Origin of the sequence: Variovorax sp. V116 (assembly GCF_041154435.1) — a bacterium.
In the GTDB taxonomy this organism is placed as follows: Bacteria; Pseudomonadota; Gammaproteobacteria; order Burkholderiales; family Burkholderiaceae_C; genus Variovorax; species Variovorax paradoxus.
In genome coordinates this window covers 1,000,809-1,016,444 of record NZ_AP028662.1, presented here as the reverse complement: position 1 = coordinate 1,016,444, position 15,636 = coordinate 1,000,809, and the positions used below count along the sequence as shown (strand labels likewise).

The following is a 15,636-nucleotide window of genomic DNA, read 5'->3' as shown; positions in this document are numbered from 1 at the left end:
GGCCGCGCGCCCGCAATTGAAATTTATTGTTGGCGCACCCGGCCCAGATACAGAGGGATACGCAAGCCGGTCGCAGGGCTGCCGGTGCGCCGAACAATGGCTCCATCACTTCGCAACCATGGAGCCCCCGATGACCGCTTTTCCCCTGCTGCCCCGCCGTTCCTTCCTTGCCAAGGCGGCGCTCGGCATGGCCGCCGCCCAGCTGGCCCCGATCGTTCCCGCCTTCGCCCAGTCCGCGGGTACGCCGAGCCTCCGGCGCCTCGAGCCGCTCAAGAGCATCGACGCGGGCTCGCTCAACATCGGCTACTACGAGGCCGGCCCGGCCGACGGCGCCCCCGTGATTCTTCTTCACGGCTGGCCCTACGACATCCACATGTTCGTCGACGTCGCCCCGCAGCTTGCGGCCGCGGGCTTTCGCGTGATCGTGCCGTACCTGCGCGGCTACGGCAGCACCCGCTTCCTGTCGGCCCGCACGCCGCGCAACGGGCAGCAGTCGGTGGTCGCCGTGGACATCATCGCGCTGATGGACGCGCTGAAGATCAAGGCCGCCACCGTGGCCGGCTGCGACTGGGGCGCGCGCACGGCCTGCATCATGGCCGCGCTGTGGCCGGAGCGCGTGAAGGCGCTGGTGTCGGTCAGCGGCTATCTCATCGGCAGCCAGCAGGCCGGCAAGGCCCCGCTGCCGCCCGCGGCCGAGCTGCAGTGGTGGTACCAGTACTACTTTGCGACCGAGCGCGGCCGCCTGGGCTACGAGAAGAACCGCCACGACTTCGCCAAGCTCATCTGGCAGCTGGCCTCGCCGAAGTGGAACTTCGATGCGGCCACCTTCGAGCGCAGCGCCGTGGCCTTCGAGAACCCCGACCACGTGGCCATTACGGTCCACAACTACCGCTGGCGCCTGGGCCTGGCCGACGGCGAGGCCAAGTACCAGGCGCTCGAGGACCGGCTGGCCAAGGCGCCGGTGATCGGCGTGCCGACCATCACGCTCGAAGGCGACGCCAACGGCGCACCGCATCCGGAGCCCGGCACCTACGCGAAGAAGTTCTCGGGAACCTACGAGCACCGGCTGGTCAGCGGCGGCATCGGCCACAACCTGCCGCAGGAAGCGCCCGAGGCCTTTGCCAAGGCGGTGCTCGACGTGGCGCGCGGCTGAGGCGGCGGACCCCATGTGGAACATCGACCAGGCCTACATCGATGGCGCCTTCGTGCCCGTGCAGGGCAGCGAGCGGCTGGAGATCTGCAACCCCGCGACCGAGCGGGCCATCGGCACGGTGACGTTGGCGAACCGCGAGGATGCGAAGCGCGCCATTGCCGCGGCGAACCGCGCCCAGCCGGCGCTCGCGCGAAGCACCAGGGCGCAGCGCATCGACATGCTCCGGCGCCTCGAGGCCGCGGTGCTGGCACGCACCGACCGGATCCGCGAAGCCACCATCGAGGAGTACGGCGGCCCGCTGGCCCGCTCGCAGTGGGTCAGCAACTACGCCTCGCAATGCTTCGCCACCACGGCGCAGGCGCTGCGGGACTACGCCTTCGAGCGCCGCCTGGGCGAGGCCACCGTGGTGATGGAACCGGTCGGCGTCGCCGGCCTCATTGCGCCCTGGAACGCCGCCGCCGGAAGCATCTGCAGCAAGCTGGCTTCGGCCATTGCCGCGGGCTGCGCCTCGGTCGTCAAGCCGAGCGAGCTGGGCCCGCTGCAGGCGCAGGCCGTGACCGAGGCGCTGCACGACGCGGGCCTGCCGCCTGGCGTCTTCAATGTGCTGCTCGGGCGCGGCAGCGATGTGGGCGACGAGATCGCCACCAGTGCGGGCATCGCGAAGATCTCGTTCACCGGCTCCACGCAGACCGGAAAGCTCATTGCGCGCGCGGGCGTCGACACCATGAAGCGCGTGAGCCTCGCGCTCTCGGGCAAGTCGGCCACCCTGGTGCTGGACGACGCCGACCTGGCCGCCACGCTGCCCCTGGCACTGAACGCCGCCTTCATGAACAACGGCCAGGCCTGCGTGGCGGGCACGCGCCTGCTGATCCCGCGCGTGCACATGAAAGCCGCCATTGAACAGGTGCGAGCGGCGGCGGCCGCCCTGCGCGTGGGCGATCCGCGCGATCCTGCCACCGCGGTCGGACCGCTCGCGAGCCAGGCGCAGTTCGATCGCGTGCAGCACTTCATCCGCCGCGGCCTGGCGCAGGGCGCCACCCTCGTGGCCGGCGGCGAGGGCCGGCCGGACGGTTTCGAGCGGGGCTGGTTCGTGCGGCCTACCGTGTTCGCAGAGGTGCGCAACGACATGGACATTGCGCGCGAGGAGATCTTCGGGCCGGTGCTCTCGATGATCGGCTATGGCGATGAGGACGAAGCCATCGGCATCGCGAACGACTCGCCGTACGGCTTGCAGGCCTACGTCTTCTCGTCCGACGCGCAGCGTGCCCTGCGCGTGGCCTCGCGGCTGCGGGCCGGCACCGTGCTGGTCAATCGCATCGCGCCCGAGCTGGCCGCGCCCTTTGGCGGCGTCAAGCAGTCGGGCGTCGGCAGGGAGTTCGGTGTCTTCGGCATGGAGGCTTTCCTGGAGCCAAAGACCATTGCCGCCGCGGACGGCATTGCGTGAAAAGGTGGGTGCCGGTGGCGGGCCGCGTGCTGGCTGTTGCCGATGCCGACATGGCCAGGCCGCCACCTGGGTACCCATCCGATGCGCTCGACCGGGCGCTTGTCGTACGATAGCTGCTGGCCGCTGCGGCTTTGAGAGAACTCTCCAGGGCCATTCGCCAGGTCAGGCAGCAGCCGATCAGACGTACTGCCATCGTGACATGAGCCCGGTATTCCTTTTGCTTGTTCATGCGGATCCACAGCAGGCAAAGCGCTTGCTGCGGCGGCTGGTTTCGGTCGGCCGCTGCATTGTCCATGTCGATGCCAAGGCCGAGCTTTCCGCGTTCCGGATCGACGATCCGCGCGTAAGTTACGTGAAGGACCGTGTCGATGTGCGCTGGGGCGCCATCTCCCAGGTCGATGCCACCCTGAAGCTCATGCGCACCGCGCTCGCGGAATGCGAGGTGTCGCAGGTGAGCCATTTCATGCTGCTTTCGGGCAACTGCTATCCCTTGCGCCCGCTGGAAGAATTCCGCACCTTCTCGCAGCTGCATGTCGACACGAACTTCATCAAGATGATTCCGCTGGCAAGCACGCGCAAACTGCATGAGCGAGTCCGCCACTTCTGGTTCTACCAGGACCTTCCCGTGGATGGACGGAAATTCACCCTGGTGCGGCTGTCGCGCGGCCTTCTGCAATTCGTCGGCAAGCTCGGGCGCCGGTCGTTCCCGCTCTTTGCGCAGTGGCACTTCGGTTCCCAATGGTGGGCGCTGACCCCTGAAGCCGTGAGCTACCTCGTGTCGTATCCGCATGAAACGTCCGTGAAGCGATTCCTTCGGTTCTCCAAGGCGCCCGACGAAATCTACTTTCATACGCTGCTTGCAAACTCCCCGCTGCAGCACACCGTGGAGCCCGTCAGCGGAAGCGGCGTCTGGGACGCGGCGAACCTGCACCTGATCGATCCCTCGCTGTCGCGGTGGTTCCACACGTCGGACTACGAGGAGATCGTCGCGTCGGGCATGTGGTTCGTGCGCAAGGTTGGCAGCGGCGTCTCCAGCGATCTGTGCGACAGGCTGGACCGCAACGGCAATCACAACCTGGTTGCGGAAGCGGGCGAGGAGGCGGCCTAGCCGTGGGCGCCGGCTTCGGCCCGGCGATCCTCGTCGGTCCCGAAGGCAGAATACGAGCCGGGAGCGGTCGTCCGGCCGCAGGAGGGCAGCGCATGAAGATCGAACCACGCGGCGCTCGCCGTCGCCGCCTGCGGTTTCTGCGCCACTCGGTTTGGCGACAGCTTCTGGGCCAATCTGCGGTGGCTGCAGTAGAGCACTTGCCATGAGATGGTTGGAACTGCTGCGCAGCGTTCTGCGCGTGCTGTGGTGGGCCGTGGCAGCGGCCCTGCCGGTTGTGCAATACCGTTTCCACGAAAGCTACCGCCGCGCAATCGGGTGCCCCGCCACACCGGATTGCTACGTGCCAGGCGCCGAGCTCCTGATCGACATGCTGCTTCTCGCCGCGGCTTCGGCTGTGGTGCTCTGGCCGCTCTGCGCGTGGTACGCCATCGTCAAGCCATGGCTGGCCCGCCGGGCATCGCTCAAACAGTGACAGGAACTGCATCGGATGTTCTTTTCTCGCAAACCGGCGCCGCCTTCCTCGAGGCTCATGCAACTCCACGAATACATCGACCTGCTCCACGGAGGCACCGAGGATCACGCCGGAAGCGATGCGGTCAAGCAAGGCGCCATGGCGCTTGCGCACAGCCTTCGCGGCCCCCTGCAATTGAAGGCATGGACGGCTCCGCCATTGGCGCAGGTCTTTGCCCGCCGCTCGCAGGCGCAGGATGCATTGCTGGTCCATGTGCCCCTCGACATCCGCGATTGCTTCCTGATCGCCATCTTCAGGAACGGTGCGCCCACCGCACAGGAACATCTTCTTTTCGACATCGGTGCGGAATACCAGGAGCCCATGCTGGAGTGCCCCGAGCTCGGTGTGGCCGAGCCGGCGAACGAAGCCAACATCCGCCACTGGATTCCATTGCTGCAGGACAGCCCGTCGGCGTTCGCAATCGTTGAGCGGCGCGGCGGAACCTACATGCAGGTGTTCGCCGACGCCGAGGGCTTTCATCTGGAGCATCAGCTGGTCACTCCCGGGGCGCACTACCGCGCGGCCGAGCCGGTCAGCGCCGAGGAAGCCGTCGGCATCCTGGTGTCCTATGCGTGCGAAAAATACGAGTGGGCCTACAAGCCCTGGGAGTGGCTCGAGCTGCAGGGCATGTGATCCGTCTTGCTGCGGCGGGGTAGATGGACTCTGCAGAAATGAATCCACCTGGACGAGACCTGCTTGCAAACAGCATAAACTTCTCCCATGAGCACCATGACGTATCCCTGCCGGAAGCCATGAAGTCGTTCGTGGACGAGCAAATGTTCGAATGCGGCCACGGCACAAGCAGTGAGGATGTGCACGAGATCATCCGAAAGGACCAGCAGCGGCTCCAGCTGCGTAGTCTGCTGCTCCAAGGAGGCCTCTCGGCGCCCGTCGCAGTGGTAGACGCGGCCCATTTCGATGGCTTGCGCGAGAGAGTGTGCGATGTGGGCAAAAAGGTGGGCAAGGCCGGCGGCAGGTGACGGCGAAAGCAATCATCCCGACGACTCACTTGCGATTTCCGCACGCGCCTGAGCGTCACAGCCGGTGCTCCCGCGCTAACGCTCCAGAAAGAGATCGGCAATCACCGACCTCAGCCACCTGTTGGAAGGGTCCTGCTGATACCGCTCGTGCCAGTGCTGCTTGACGGCGAACCCCGGCAGCGTGAAGGGCGGCTTGAACACCTCCACTTTAGCGATCCGCAGCAAGGTTTCGGCCACGCGCTCAACGACTCGCCTGAGTTCATCAAGCGCTTCGAGGTCGACGTCCAGGCGGCGGTGGGGCCTTGCGGGTTCAGCATCCGTCGCTGGCTTGACGCACGCCCCGTTCCATCTCAAGGCGGGATGCGACGGGGCCTTGGCAAGGATGAAATAAAGGCAGGCTTCGCGAGCAGTTCCGCGATCGCTCCATGCCCGAGGGTTACGCACCCACCAGCACGCGGGTTCGCACCGACTTGCGCACGACCCAGTCGCGCGTCATCGCGTCGAACGCAAGGAAGTGCGGCGCAGCCAGGTGGGCCTCGATGGCCGCTGGATCGTCGTACAGCTCGTAGAGGAAGAAGGCGCCAGGGTCGGCCGGGTCGCGGCATACATCGAAGCGGCTGCAACCCGGCTCGTCGCCGAGCGAACGCTGCGCATTGTGTGCGATGGCTTCGGCAAAGGCTTCGGCTCGCTCGGGGTGGATCTGGAAGTCGACGAGCAGTGCGTGGGTCATGATTTTCAATCTTTCCGTCGGCGTCAGTCGAGGCTCAACTTGGCCTTGCTGGCGAGCGCCGCGAATTTCGCGATCTCCGCCTGTATCTGAGCGGCCATCTGCTCGGGCGTGTTGCCGATCGGCTCCGCGCCCATCTCCAGCCATTGCTTCTTCATCTCGGGCATCGCGAGGATTCGGGTGGAATCGGCGTGGATCTTGTCGACCACGGCCTTGGGCGTGCCGGCCGGCGCCATCAGACCGAACCAGGTCGCGATGTCGAAACCGGTGAGACCCGCTTCCGACAGCGTCGGCACCTCGGGCAGTGCCGACGAGCGTCTGGCCGTGGCCACCGCCAGCGGGCGCAGCTTGCCGCCCTTGATGAGCGGCAAGCAGGAGGCCACCGTGTCGAACATCATCGTCGTCTGTCCGCCCATGAGGTCGACCAGCGCCGGGCTGCTGCCCTTGTAGGCGACGTGCAGGATGTCGGTGCCGGCCATGTCGTTGAACTGCTCGCCGATGAGGTGGTGCGCGGTGCCGGCACCGGTGCTGCCGTAGCTGAGCTTGCCGGGGTTCGCCTTGGCTTGCGCGATAAGCTCGGCCACGTTCTTCGCAGGGTTGGCGGCCGATACGATCAGCACGTTGGGCACGATGGCCAGCACGGTGATCGGCGCCAGGTCCTTGCCGAAATCGTAGGGCAGCTTCTTGTAGACCGACTGCGCGATCGAGTGGTGCACCGCACCCATCAGCAGCGTGTAGCCGTCGGCCGGCGACTTGGCCACATAGTCGGCGCCCAACGTGAGGCCGGCGCCGGGCCGGTTTTCCACCACTACCGGCTGGCCCCACGCCTGCGACAGCTTCTGGCCGATGGCGCGGGCGATCTGGTCGGTGCTGCCGCCGGGCGGCGAGGGCACGACGATCTTGACCGGCTTGGCGGGCCACGCCTGGGCATGGACGGCGAGCGGTGCGGCGAGGGCCGCGGTCGCGAGCAGGGCGGCGTTCAGGAAGCGCTTCATGGTTTTGTCTCCGCGTTGTTTGGAAAACGGGACGGCGGGCGTGGCCGCCGGCAGCACTGCCGCGTCGCGCAGCTAGGCCGCGCGCAGGGCGTTGGTGGCCGCGCGCGTGATGTCGGCCGTGCTGTGCATGCCGCCGAACTCCATCGGCCGCACCTGGCCGGTGGCGAACACCTGCTCGACCGCGCGTTCGATCAGCGCCGCGCCGTCGGCCAGTGCGGTGTCACCGCTGCGCTCAGCCAGCCACTCGAGCATCATGGCGGCCGACAGCAGCATCGCGGTCGGGTTCGCCTTGCCCTGGCCCGCAATGTCGGGCGCGGTGCCGTGCGCCGGCTGGAACAGTGCGTGCCTGTCGCCGATGTCGCCCGAGGGCGCCATGCCCATGCCGCCGACCAGCGCGGCAATGAGGTCCGACAGGATGTCGCCGAACATGTTCTCGGTGACCAGCACGTCGTAGGTCCACGGCTTCATCACCAGGTTGAGTGCCATCGCATCGACATAGCCGCTGTCGGCCGCCACCGCCGGATGGCGCGCCGCGACTTCCTCGAACACCTTGCGGAAGAAGGCCATCGAGGCGAAGACGTTGGCCTTGTCCACGTTGGTCACGCGGCCTGCGCGGCCCAGCCGCTCGGCCCGGCGTGCGGCCAGGCGGAAGGCGAATTCGCAGATGCGTGTCGTGCCGTGGCGCGTGATACGCATGGTGTCGAACACTTCCTGGTCACCGCGTACGTCGCCGCGGCCGCGGGCATAGAACAGGCCTTCGGTGCTCTCGCGCACCAGCACCAGGTCGATGTGCTCGGCCTTAGGGTTCGACAACGGCGTGGGCAGGCCGCGGAAGGTGCGGATCGGCCGCACGCCGGCATAGAGGTCGAAGTGCATGCGCAGGTCGAGCTGCGGAATGATCTCGGTGCCGTCGGCGCCGCGCACGTGCGGCAGGCCCATCGCACCGAACAGGATGGCGTCCGCGCTCTCACAGCGGCGCAGCGTGGTCTCGGGCAGCGCGACGCCGCTGTCGAGATAGTGCTGTGCGCCGGCCGGCAGCCATTCGAGTGCCAGCGCACGGCCGACGCGCGGCTGCACGGCTTCCAGTACGGCCTGCGCCGCGTGCATGACTTCGGTGCCGATGCCGTCTCCCGGCAGGACGGCGATGCGGTAGTTCTTTTCCATGGGAGAGAGGGGCTTGTGTGGCGTGAGAAGGGAAGAAGAAAAAAACATCCAGCCGGGCTACATCTGCTGCAGGCGGTAGCGCTCGAACAGCGCCAGCAGCTCGCGGCTCGCGCGCTGGCGGTGGGCTCGGTTCACTGCCGATGCGCCGGCCGAATCGCCGGCGCGCAGGCACTCCACCAGCGCTGTGTGTTCCTGCGTTGAATTCACCGGCTTGGGCCGCAGCCGCAGCGTGAACATGCGGGCGCGGTGCGCGCGGTCCCAGTGACTGAAGACGGCCTCGGTCAGCAGGCGGTTGCCGGCCATGGTGACCAGCTGCGCATGGAAGCTCTCGTCGGCGCGTGCCCAGGCGTCGAGATCGTCCTTGGCCAATGCGTGTTCCATCGCCTGCGTCGCGCGCACCAGCGGCGCCAGCTCGGAGTCCGACGGGCGGCGTGTTGCCACGATCTCGACGGCCAGGCTTTCGAGCGCGGTGAGGATCTCGTAGATCTCGCGCATGTCAGTGGCCGACATCGGCAGCACGCGCATACCGTGGCGCGGGATCACCTGCACCAGGCCTTCGCGCTCGAGCCGGATCAGCGCTTCGCGCACCGGTGTGCGGCTCAGGCCGAGCTCCAGCGCGATCTCCTGCTCCAGCGCCTGATGGCCGGGCGGCCATATGTTGTCGAGGATGCGCCGGCGCAGGCTTTCATAGGCCGCGTCCGTGCGCGAGAGCGCAGGCGAGGCAGCCGGGGGTGGGGTCGTGGTGCGCGGGGTGGGCATGGACGAGTCCGGGTCGGATGGTCAAATAACGTATGAATTAATGTATACGTTAATCGGAATGCCGTTGCCTGGGAAAACCCGGACGCGCACGCGCTCGCTATATTCCTCCCTCCAGAGTTGTTCTGTACAACCCAAATCAAGAGGAGCTCGCGCCTTGAAGCCATCCCCCAAGAAGCAGGCCGGCCTGAACTTTCCCAGGCCGCTGGTCACCGTCGACGTGGTCATCTTCACCGTGCTGGAAGATGCGCTGAAGGTCATGCTGGTACGTCGCCCGAGCAACCCTGACGATCCCTTTCCGGGGCGCTGGGCGCTTCCCGGCGGGTTCATCGACGTCGACAGGGACGCCAGCCTGCTCGACTGCGCACTGCGCAAGCTGCGCGAGAAGACCGGGGTTGCCGCACCGTATCTCGAGCAGCTGGGCAGTTGGGGCGGCGCGCATCGCGATCCGCGCGGCTGGTCGGCCACGCACGCCTTCTTCGCGCTGATGCCGGCCCGGGACCTGGTGCCCGACCAAGGCGTGAATGCCGCGCAGGTCGAATGGATGGACGCCGCTGCCGCGGGTCGCAAGCGCCTGGCGTTCGATCATGCGGAGATCCTGGCCAGCGCCATCGCCCGGCTGCGCAGCAAGGTGGAATACACCTCGCTGCCGGCCTTCCTGCTGAACGAGCCCTTCACGCTGCCGCAGCTGCAGCACACCTACGAGGTCGTGCTCGGCCGAGCCGTCGACAAGAGCGCCTTCCGCAAGCGGATGCTCGATGGCGGCTTCATGGAAGAGGCGGGGATGGTGGAGGGCGCCTCCGGCCGGCCGGCCATGGGCTACCGGCTGCGCGACCGGTCCCAGGCGGCGCTGTTTCCCCGCACCTTCAGCCCGCGCGACGCCGAGGCTTGACTTTCTCCGTCATGGTTGTACAGTGCAACCAAAGAGAGTTGTACAGTACAACTAACACAAGAGGACCCCGCCATGAAGCAGAACATCCATCTCCTCGTGATCGATCCGCAGAACGACTTCTGCGACCTGCCGGCCGACTGGCTCGGCATCGACGCCGCCACGGGCGCGCCGCTGCAGCCGGCCCTGCCGGTGGCCGGTGCCCACGCCGACATGTTGAGGCTGGCCGGCCTGATCCGCGAAGGGGGAGGCGGCATCGCCGGCATCACGGTCACGCTGGACTCGCACCACAGGTTCGACATCGCGCATCCCACGTTCTGGCAGGCGCGCGGCGGCGGCGCGGTGGCGCCCTTCACCGCGATCACCGCGGCGCAGGTTCGCGGCGGCGACTACCGGCCCCGCGACGCCGCGGCCCTGCCGCGCGCGCTGGCCTACCTTGACGAACTCGAGCGCAGGGGCCGCTACACGCTGATGGTGTGGCCGGTGCACTGCGAGATCGGCAGCTGGGGCCACAACGTGCATGCCGCCGTCAAGGCCGCCTACAACGCCTGGGAAGACGCACAGGCCGGCCTGGTGGAGAAGGTCGCCAAGGGCAGCAATCCCTGGACCGAGCACTACAGCGCCATCCAGGCCGAAGTGCCGGATGCGGAGGATCCCGGCACCGCGCTCAACATGCGGCTGGTCGCGTCGCTCGACCGCGCCGACCTGATCGTGATTGCGGGCGAAGCCAGCAGCCATTGCGTGAAGGCCACCACCGAGCACATCGCCGCCCACCTGCCGTCGGGCAGGCCCGCCAAGCTGGTGCTCGTCACCGACTGCATGAGCCCGGTGACCGGCTTCGAGGCGCAGCACCAGGCCTTCCTCGACGACATGGCCGCGCGCGGCGCGCAGCTGCGCAGCAGCGCCGAAGTGCGCGCACTGCTGGCGGCCAACGCCTGACGCCAACCCGCCCAAGGAGCACACCATGCAACCGATCATCCAGAGCCTGCTCGACACCGACCTGTACAAGTTCACGATGTGGCAGGCCATGCTGCACAGCCACCCGCAGACGCAGGCGGAGTACAGCTTCGTGTGCCGCAACCAGCCGGCCTATCCGCTGGCCGAGCTGCTGGCGGACGTCAACGCGCAACTCGACCACCTGTGCACGCTGCGCTTTGCGCCCGGCGAACTCGCCTACCTGCGCGGCCTGCGCTACATCAAGAGCGACTTCGTCGACTTCCTGCGCATCTTCAGCTTCCAGCGCGAATTCATCACCGCCGCGGCCGAAGGCGATGCGCTGCGCGTCCGTGCGGTCGGCCCGCAGGTGCACACGATGGCGTTCGAGATCTTCGTGCTCGCGATCGTCAACGAGCTGTACTTCCGCCGCTTCGATGCCGAGGCGGCGCTGGCCGAGGGCCGCCGGCGCCTGCACGCCAAGATCGAACTGCTGCGCGGTTTTGCGGAAGAGCCGGCGGCGCGGCATCCATTCGAGTTCTTCGACTTCGGCGTGCGGCGCCGCTTCTCCCGCGACTGGCAGCGCGAAATGGTCGGCACGCTCAAGCGCGAGGTGCCGATGTATTTCAAGGGCACCTCCAACGTGCTGCTGGCCAAGGAGCTGGAGCTGGTGCCCATCGGCACCATGGCGCACGAGTACCTGCAGACCTACCAGGCGCTCGGCGTGCGGCTGCGCGACTTCCAGAACGCCGCGCTCGAAGGCTGGGTGCAGGAGTACCGCGGCGACCTGGGCGTGGCGCTGACCGACGTGGTCGGCATGGATGCCTTCCTGGCTGATTTCGACCTGTATTTCGCCAAGCTGTTCGACGGCCTTCGCCACGACTCGGGCGATCCGGTCGCCTGGGGCGAGAAGGCGCTGGCGCACTACGCCAGGCTGCGCATCGATGCGCATACCAAGCGGCTGGTGTTCTCCGACGGGCTCGACCTGCCAACGGCGATCCGGCTGTACCGCACCTTCGCCGACCGCACGCAGACCGGCTTCGGCATCGGCACCCACCTGAGCAACGACGTCGGCCTCACGCCGCTGAACATCGTGATGAAGCTCACGGCCTGCAACGGCCAGCCGGTGGCCAAGCTGTCGGACAGCCCGGGCAAGACGCTGTGCGAAGACCAGACCTTCCTGGCCTACCTGCGCCAGGTCTTCCAGATCGAGGGGTGAGGCCATGCTCCGCATCACTGTCGCCCAGCTCAACCCCATGATCGGCGACCTGGCCGGCAACGCCGCGCGGATGATCGAGGCCGCGCGCCGGGCCGCGGCCGACGAGGCCGACCTGGTGGTCTTCTCCGAGCTGTCGCTCACCGCCTACTACCCGGCCGACCTCCTGGAGGAAGAGGGCTTCATGGACCGCGTGGAGGAGGCGTTCGGGCAGCTGCTCTCGGCCTCGCGCGAGATGCCGGCGCTGCACTGGGCGGTCGGCCTGCCGGCGCGGCGCGAGGGCGCGGGCAAGAAGCTTCGCAACGTGCTGCGCGTCATTTGCGCGGGCGAAGTGCGGCTCGAATATGCCAAGCAGCTGCTGCCGACCTATAACGTCTTCGACGAGCGCCGGCACTTCGAGCCGGGCCCCGACGTGGCACGCGTGCTGCGCATCCGCGACGCGCGCGTGGGATTCCTGATCTGCGAGGACGGCTGGAACGACGAGGGCGAGGACTACCTCGTCAATCCCTTCGACCGCATGCGCGATGCCGCGCCCGACCTCGTGGTGTCGATCAACGCGAGTCCCTCGAACATCGGCAAGCGCGAGCAGCGGCACCGCATCTTCGGCGCGGCCAGCCGCCGCAACGGGCTGCCGATCCTCTACGTCAACCAGGTGGGCGGGCACGACCAGCTGGTGTATGACGGGGCCTCGTTCGCCGTCGAGCCGCAGGCCGGCGTGGTGTACGAGGCGCACCGCTTCGCGGAGGACCTGCGCACCCTGCGCTTCGAGGACGGCCGCTTTCTCACGCCGGCCGGCGAAGCACCGCCGCCTGTGCCGCCGCAAGGCCTGCCGACGCTGGAGTTCTACCGCCAGCAGATCGTGCTGGGCCTGCGCGACTATGCGCGGCGCTGCGGCTTCCGGCAGGCGGTGGTCGGCTCGTCCGGCGGCATTGATTCGGCGCTGACGCTCGCGCTGGCGGTCGAGGCGCTGGGCGCGCAGAACGTCGTCGCCATCACCATGCCGTCGCGCTTTTCCTCGGCGGGCTCGGTGGACGATTCCGAAAGGCTGTGCCGCAACCTCGGCGTGCCGCTCAAGGCGCATGCCATCGCGGGCGTCGTTTCGCAGTTCGAGCAAGGCTTCGAGACGGCCTTCGGCCAAGGGCTGCAAGGCGTGGCGCTGGAAAATCTGCAGGCGCGCGTGCGCGGCACGGTCCTCATGGGCTACTCCAACAGCTTCGGCCACCTGCTGCTGACCACGGGCAACAAGTCCGAGATCTCGGTCGGCTACTGCACGCTGTATGGCGACACCAACGGTGGCCTGGGCCTGATCGGCGACCTCTACAAGACCGAGGTCTTCGCGTTGTCGCGACACTTGAACGCACAGGCCGGACGCGAGCTCATCCCGCAGGCCATCCTCGACAAGGAACCCTCTGCCGAGCTGGCGCCGGGGCAGAAGGACGCCGACAGCCTGCCGCCGTATGACGTGCTCGACGAAGTCCTCAAGCTGCTGATCGAAGGCGAGCGGCTCGGGGCGGAGGAGTACGCGCAGGCGCGCAGCTTCGTCGACCGGCTGCGCGCCACGCCCGGGGGCGAGGCGCTGGTCGAGCGCATCCGCGGCATGGTCGCGCGCAACGAGTACAAGCGGCGGCAGTCGCCGCCCATCGTTCGGGTCAGGCCCCGGGCATTCGGCTCGGGCCGCCAGATGCCGATTGCGGCCCGCTGGAACTGAGGATGACAAGATGACAAGCACGAACAAGGCGCCCGATGTCGCCGTCTACATCGGACGCTTCCAGATCTTCCACAACGCCCAGCTGGCGCTGCTGCACCGCGCGCTCGCCGCCGCGCCCGAGTGCGTGGTGGTGCTCGGCTCGGCCTTCCAGGCGCGCACGCCGCGCAATCCCTTCACCTGGCAAGAGCGCGCCGAGATGATCCGCGTCGCGCTGCCGGAAGCGGAGCGCCAGCGGCTGAAGTTCCTGCCGGTGCGCGACCACTACGACTCCGCGCGATGGGTCGCGGCGGTGAAGCAGGGCCTGGCCCGGCTGCATCCCGGCCAGCCGTCGGTCGTGCTGGTCGGGCACCTGAAGGATGCGACCAGCAGCTACCTGCGCGACTTTCCCGGCTGGGCGCTCGACGACGCCGGGCGCCGCGGCGACATCCATGCGAGCGCGCTGCGCGACGCCTATTTCGGGGCGGCCCACGATGGTTCGCTGGAGCCGGCCTTGGCATCCCTCGCCGGCCAGGCGCCGGAGAGCACGCTGCAGTTCCTGCGCGCCTGGGCCCGCCTGCCGCCTTATGCGGTGCTGGCGCAGGAATGGGAGAGCCTGCGCCGCGAGAAGGCGCTGTGGGCCGGCTCGCCGTACCCGCCGGTCTTCGTCACGGTCGATGCGGTCGTCCAGTGCGGGCGCCAGGTGCTGCTGATCCGGCGCGGCCGCTCGCCTGGCAAGGGTTTGTTCGCGGTGCCGGGCGGTTTTCTCGAGCCGCGCGAGACCGTGTGGCAGTCGGCCTTGCGCGAGCTGGAAGAGGAAACCGGCCTGCGCCTTCTGGACAGCGACATCGAAGCCGCCTTCAAGGCGGTGCAGGTGTTCGACCACCCCGACCGCAGCCAGCGCGGCCGCGTCATCACCCACGCGCACTGGTTCGACCTGGGCCCGCGCCGCCCGCCCGAACTGACCGCCGGCGACGACGCCGCGGACGCCCGGTGGGTGCCCATCGACCAGCTGGCCGGCATGGAGGACCAGTTCCATGACGACCACTTCCACATCCTCGATTTCTTCTTCGGGTTGACCGCGGACAACGCGCAGGGCGGTACCGCATGAAAGACCAGGAGCGATACCGCGGCTGCCTCCTCGGGCTCGCCTGCGGCGATGCGGTGGGCACGACCGTCGAGTTCATGCCGCGCGGAACTTTCGAGCCCGTCACCGGCATGGCTGGCGGCGGCCCATTCAGGCTGGAGCCGGGCGAATGGACCGACGACACCTCGATGGCGCTGTGCCTGGCAACGAGCCTGGTCTGGCGGCGCGGCTTCGATGCCGTCGACCAGATGAACCGCTACTGCAACTGGCGCAGCGTCGGCTACCTGAGCAGCAACGGCGAGTGCTTCGACATCGGCATCACGGTGGCCACGGCGCTGGACCGCTACCTCGTGACCCGCGATCCGTTCGCTGGCGACCCCGACCCCAGGACGGCCGGCAACGGCGCGCTGATGCGGCTCGCACCGGTCCCGATGTACTTTCGCGCCAGCGCGGACCACACCTTCCGGTTTGCCGGCGAAAGCACGCGAACCACGCATGGCGCGCGCGAAGCCATCGATTGCTCGCAGCTCTTTGCGCTGCAACTGCGGGCAGCGTTGATGGGCGCAAGCAAGGAGCACATTCTTGCAACCGCAGTCCCCGAACCCCTGTCCGACAAGGTCGCAGCCATCGCGTCGGGTGGCTACGTCGGCAAGCCGCGCGAGGCCATCAAGGGATCGGGATACTGTGTCGATTCGCTCGAGGCGGCCCTTTGGTGCTTCTTCGGCACCGGGTCGTTCGAGGATGCCGTGCTGGCCGCGGCCAACCTGGGAGACGATGCCGACACCACGGCCGCGATCTGCGGGCAGCTGGCCGGTGCGCACTACGGCGCGTCTTCCATTCCGCCAGCCTGGCTCGAGCGATTGGCCCTGCGCGGCGACATCGAAGGCCTCGCCGATCAACTGCTGGAAGGCGCCGGGCCGTCCTGAGCCGGCCCCGCAGGGCCACTGTCTGCATCCACATGCACTGAAGTGCGCCCCATCGCTCGACAT

At 67.9% G+C, this 15,636-nt stretch carries 17 protein-coding genes; 12 read left to right on the top strand and 5 right to left on the bottom strand.

Annotated features, from left to right (window positions below):
• The first annotated feature begins 130 nt into the window (after positions 1-130).
• The 6 genes from ACAM58_RS30825 (at position 131) to ACAM58_RS30800 (ending at position 5,196) form a co-directional block, all read left to right on the top strand.
• Positions 131-1,153: an alpha/beta fold hydrolase gene (locus tag ACAM58_RS30825; protein ID WP_018906938.1), complete on the top strand. Its 1,023-nt coding sequence runs from the start codon at positions 131-133 to the stop codon at positions 1,151-1,153.
• A 13-nt stretch (positions 1,154-1,166) separates the two neighbouring features.
• Positions 1,167-2,597, top strand: a complete 1,431-nt coding sequence (locus ACAM58_RS30820; protein ID WP_062365272.1) for an aldehyde dehydrogenase family protein — start codon at positions 1,167-1,169, stop codon at positions 2,595-2,597.
• Between the two features lie 199 nt (positions 2,598-2,796).
• Positions 2,797-3,705: a beta-1,6-N-acetylglucosaminyltransferase gene (locus ACAM58_RS30815; RefSeq protein WP_062365273.1), complete on the top strand. Its 909-nt coding sequence runs from the start codon at positions 2,797-2,799 to the stop codon at positions 3,703-3,705.
• Between the two features lie 202 nt (positions 3,706-3,907).
• On the top strand, positions 3,908-4,177 hold the full coding sequence (locus tag ACAM58_RS30810; protein ID WP_062365274.1) for a hypothetical protein: 270 nt from the start codon (positions 3,908-3,910) through the stop codon (positions 4,175-4,177).
• Between the two features lie 57 nt (positions 4,178-4,234).
• Complete coding sequence (locus ACAM58_RS30805; protein WP_155736606.1) at positions 4,235-4,849, top strand: hypothetical protein; 615 nt, start codon at positions 4,235-4,237, stop codon at positions 4,847-4,849.
• Positions 4,850-4,968: 119 nt separating this feature from the next.
• Positions 4,969-5,196: a hypothetical protein gene (locus ACAM58_RS30800; RefSeq protein ID WP_244883678.1), complete on the top strand. Its 228-nt coding sequence runs from the start codon at positions 4,969-4,971 to the stop codon at positions 5,194-5,196.
• A gap of 75 nt (positions 5,197-5,271) precedes the next feature.
• Here the strand turns inward: ACAM58_RS30800 and ACAM58_RS30795 are convergent, their stop codons facing one another.
• From ACAM58_RS30795 to ACAM58_RS30775, 5 genes are all read right to left on the bottom strand, one after another.
• On the bottom strand, positions 5,272-5,433 hold the full coding sequence (locus ACAM58_RS30795; protein WP_155736607.1) for a hypothetical protein: 162 nt from the start codon (positions 5,431-5,433) through the stop codon (positions 5,272-5,274).
• A 199-nt stretch (positions 5,434-5,632) separates the two neighbouring features.
• Entirely contained in the window at positions 5,633-5,926 is a 294-nt protein-coding gene (locus tag ACAM58_RS30790; protein WP_062365277.1) for a putative quinol monooxygenase, read from the bottom strand.
• Between the two features lie 23 nt (positions 5,927-5,949).
• Positions 5,950-6,918: a tripartite tricarboxylate transporter substrate binding protein gene (locus tag ACAM58_RS30785; RefSeq protein ID WP_062365278.1), complete on the bottom strand. Its 969-nt coding sequence runs from the start codon at positions 6,916-6,918 to the stop codon at positions 5,950-5,952.
• A gap of 72 nt (positions 6,919-6,990) precedes the next feature.
• Positions 6,991-8,082: an isocitrate/isopropylmalate dehydrogenase family protein gene (locus ACAM58_RS30780; RefSeq protein WP_062365279.1), complete on the bottom strand. Its 1,092-nt coding sequence runs from the start codon at positions 8,080-8,082 to the stop codon at positions 6,991-6,993.
• 57 nt (positions 8,083-8,139) lie between these two features.
• Entirely contained in the window at positions 8,140-8,841 is a 702-nt protein-coding gene (locus ACAM58_RS30775; protein ID WP_015866303.1) for a GntR family transcriptional regulator, read from the bottom strand.
• A 154-nt stretch (positions 8,842-8,995) separates the two neighbouring features.
• Here ACAM58_RS30775 and ACAM58_RS30770 point away from each other — a divergent pair, with 154 nt between their 5' ends.
• The 6 genes from ACAM58_RS30770 to ACAM58_RS30745 all read left to right on the top strand — a co-directional run bounded on the left by ACAM58_RS30770 (position 8,996) and on the right by ACAM58_RS30745 (position 15,573).
• The gene (locus tag ACAM58_RS30770) at positions 8,996-9,730 is read left to right on the top strand and encodes an NUDIX domain-containing protein (protein WP_018906944.1); all 735 of its coding nucleotides are present in this window, start codon (positions 8,996-8,998) and stop codon (positions 9,728-9,730) included.
• 72 nt (positions 9,731-9,802) lie between these two features.
• On the top strand, positions 9,803-10,666 hold the full coding sequence (locus tag ACAM58_RS30765) for a hypothetical protein (protein WP_062365280.1): 864 nt from the start codon (positions 9,803-9,805) through the stop codon (positions 10,664-10,666).
• 25 nt (positions 10,667-10,691) lie between these two features.
• Complete coding sequence (gene pncB / locus ACAM58_RS30760) at positions 10,692-11,879, top strand: nicotinate phosphoribosyltransferase (RefSeq protein WP_062365281.1); 1,188 nt, start codon at positions 10,692-10,694, stop codon at positions 11,877-11,879.
• Between the two features lie 4 nt (positions 11,880-11,883).
• Positions 11,884-13,584: an NAD+ synthase gene (locus tag ACAM58_RS30755; RefSeq protein ID WP_062365282.1), complete on the top strand. Its 1,701-nt coding sequence runs from the start codon at positions 11,884-11,886 to the stop codon at positions 13,582-13,584.
• Positions 13,585-13,594: 10 nt separating this feature from the next.
• On the top strand, positions 13,595-14,671 hold the full coding sequence (locus tag ACAM58_RS30750; RefSeq protein ID WP_369664632.1) for an NUDIX domain-containing protein: 1,077 nt from the start codon (positions 13,595-13,597) through the stop codon (positions 14,669-14,671).
• On the top strand, positions 14,668-15,573 hold the full coding sequence (locus ACAM58_RS30745) for an ADP-ribosylglycohydrolase family protein (protein WP_015866309.1): 906 nt from the start codon (positions 14,668-14,670) through the stop codon (positions 15,571-15,573). The genes ACAM58_RS30750 and ACAM58_RS30745 overlap by 4 nt, the downstream gene beginning before the upstream one ends.
• Positions 15,574-15,636 lie beyond the last annotated feature (63 nt).

Coding starts and splice junctions, on each gene's coding strand:
- ACAM58_RS30800 (WP_244883678.1), top strand. CDS start 4,969: ATGAAGTCGTTCGTGGACGAGCAAATGTTCGAATGCGGCCACGGCACA.
- ACAM58_RS30775 (WP_015866303.1), bottom strand. CDS start 8,841: ATGCCCACCCCGCGCACCACGACCCCACCCCCGGCTGCCTCGCCTGCG.
- ACAM58_RS30755 (WP_062365282.1), top strand. CDS start 11,884: ATGCTCCGCATCACTGTCGCCCAGCTCAACCCCATGATCGGCGACCTG.
- ACAM58_RS30810 (WP_062365274.1), top strand. CDS start 3,908: ATGAGATGGTTGGAACTGCTGCGCAGCGTTCTGCGCGTGCTGTGGTGG.
- ACAM58_RS30825 (WP_018906938.1), top strand. CDS start 131: ATGACCGCTTTTCCCCTGCTGCCCCGCCGTTCCTTCCTTGCCAAGGCG.
- ACAM58_RS30805 (WP_155736606.1), top strand. CDS start 4,235: ATGCAACTCCACGAATACATCGACCTGCTCCACGGAGGCACCGAGGAT.
- ACAM58_RS30750 (WP_369664632.1), top strand. CDS start 13,595: ATGACAAGCACGAACAAGGCGCCCGATGTCGCCGTCTACATCGGACGC.
- ACAM58_RS30765 (WP_062365280.1), top strand. CDS start 9,803: ATGAAGCAGAACATCCATCTCCTCGTGATCGATCCGCAGAACGACTTC.
- pncB (WP_062365281.1), top strand. CDS start 10,692: ATGCAACCGATCATCCAGAGCCTGCTCGACACCGACCTGTACAAGTTC.
- ACAM58_RS30780 (WP_062365279.1), bottom strand. CDS start 8,082: ATGGAAAAGAACTACCGCATCGCCGTCCTGCCGGGAGACGGCATCGGC.
- ACAM58_RS30820 (WP_062365272.1), top strand. CDS start 1,167: ATGTGGAACATCGACCAGGCCTACATCGATGGCGCCTTCGTGCCCGTG.
- ACAM58_RS30790 (WP_062365277.1), bottom strand. CDS start 5,926: ATGACCCACGCACTGCTCGTCGACTTCCAGATCCACCCCGAGCGAGCC.
- ACAM58_RS30815 (WP_062365273.1), top strand. CDS start 2,797: ATGAGCCCGGTATTCCTTTTGCTTGTTCATGCGGATCCACAGCAGGCA.
- ACAM58_RS30745 (WP_015866309.1), top strand. CDS start 14,668: ATGAAAGACCAGGAGCGATACCGCGGCTGCCTCCTCGGGCTCGCCTGC.
- ACAM58_RS30785 (WP_062365278.1), bottom strand. CDS start 6,918: ATGAAGCGCTTCCTGAACGCCGCCCTGCTCGCGACCGCGGCCCTCGCC.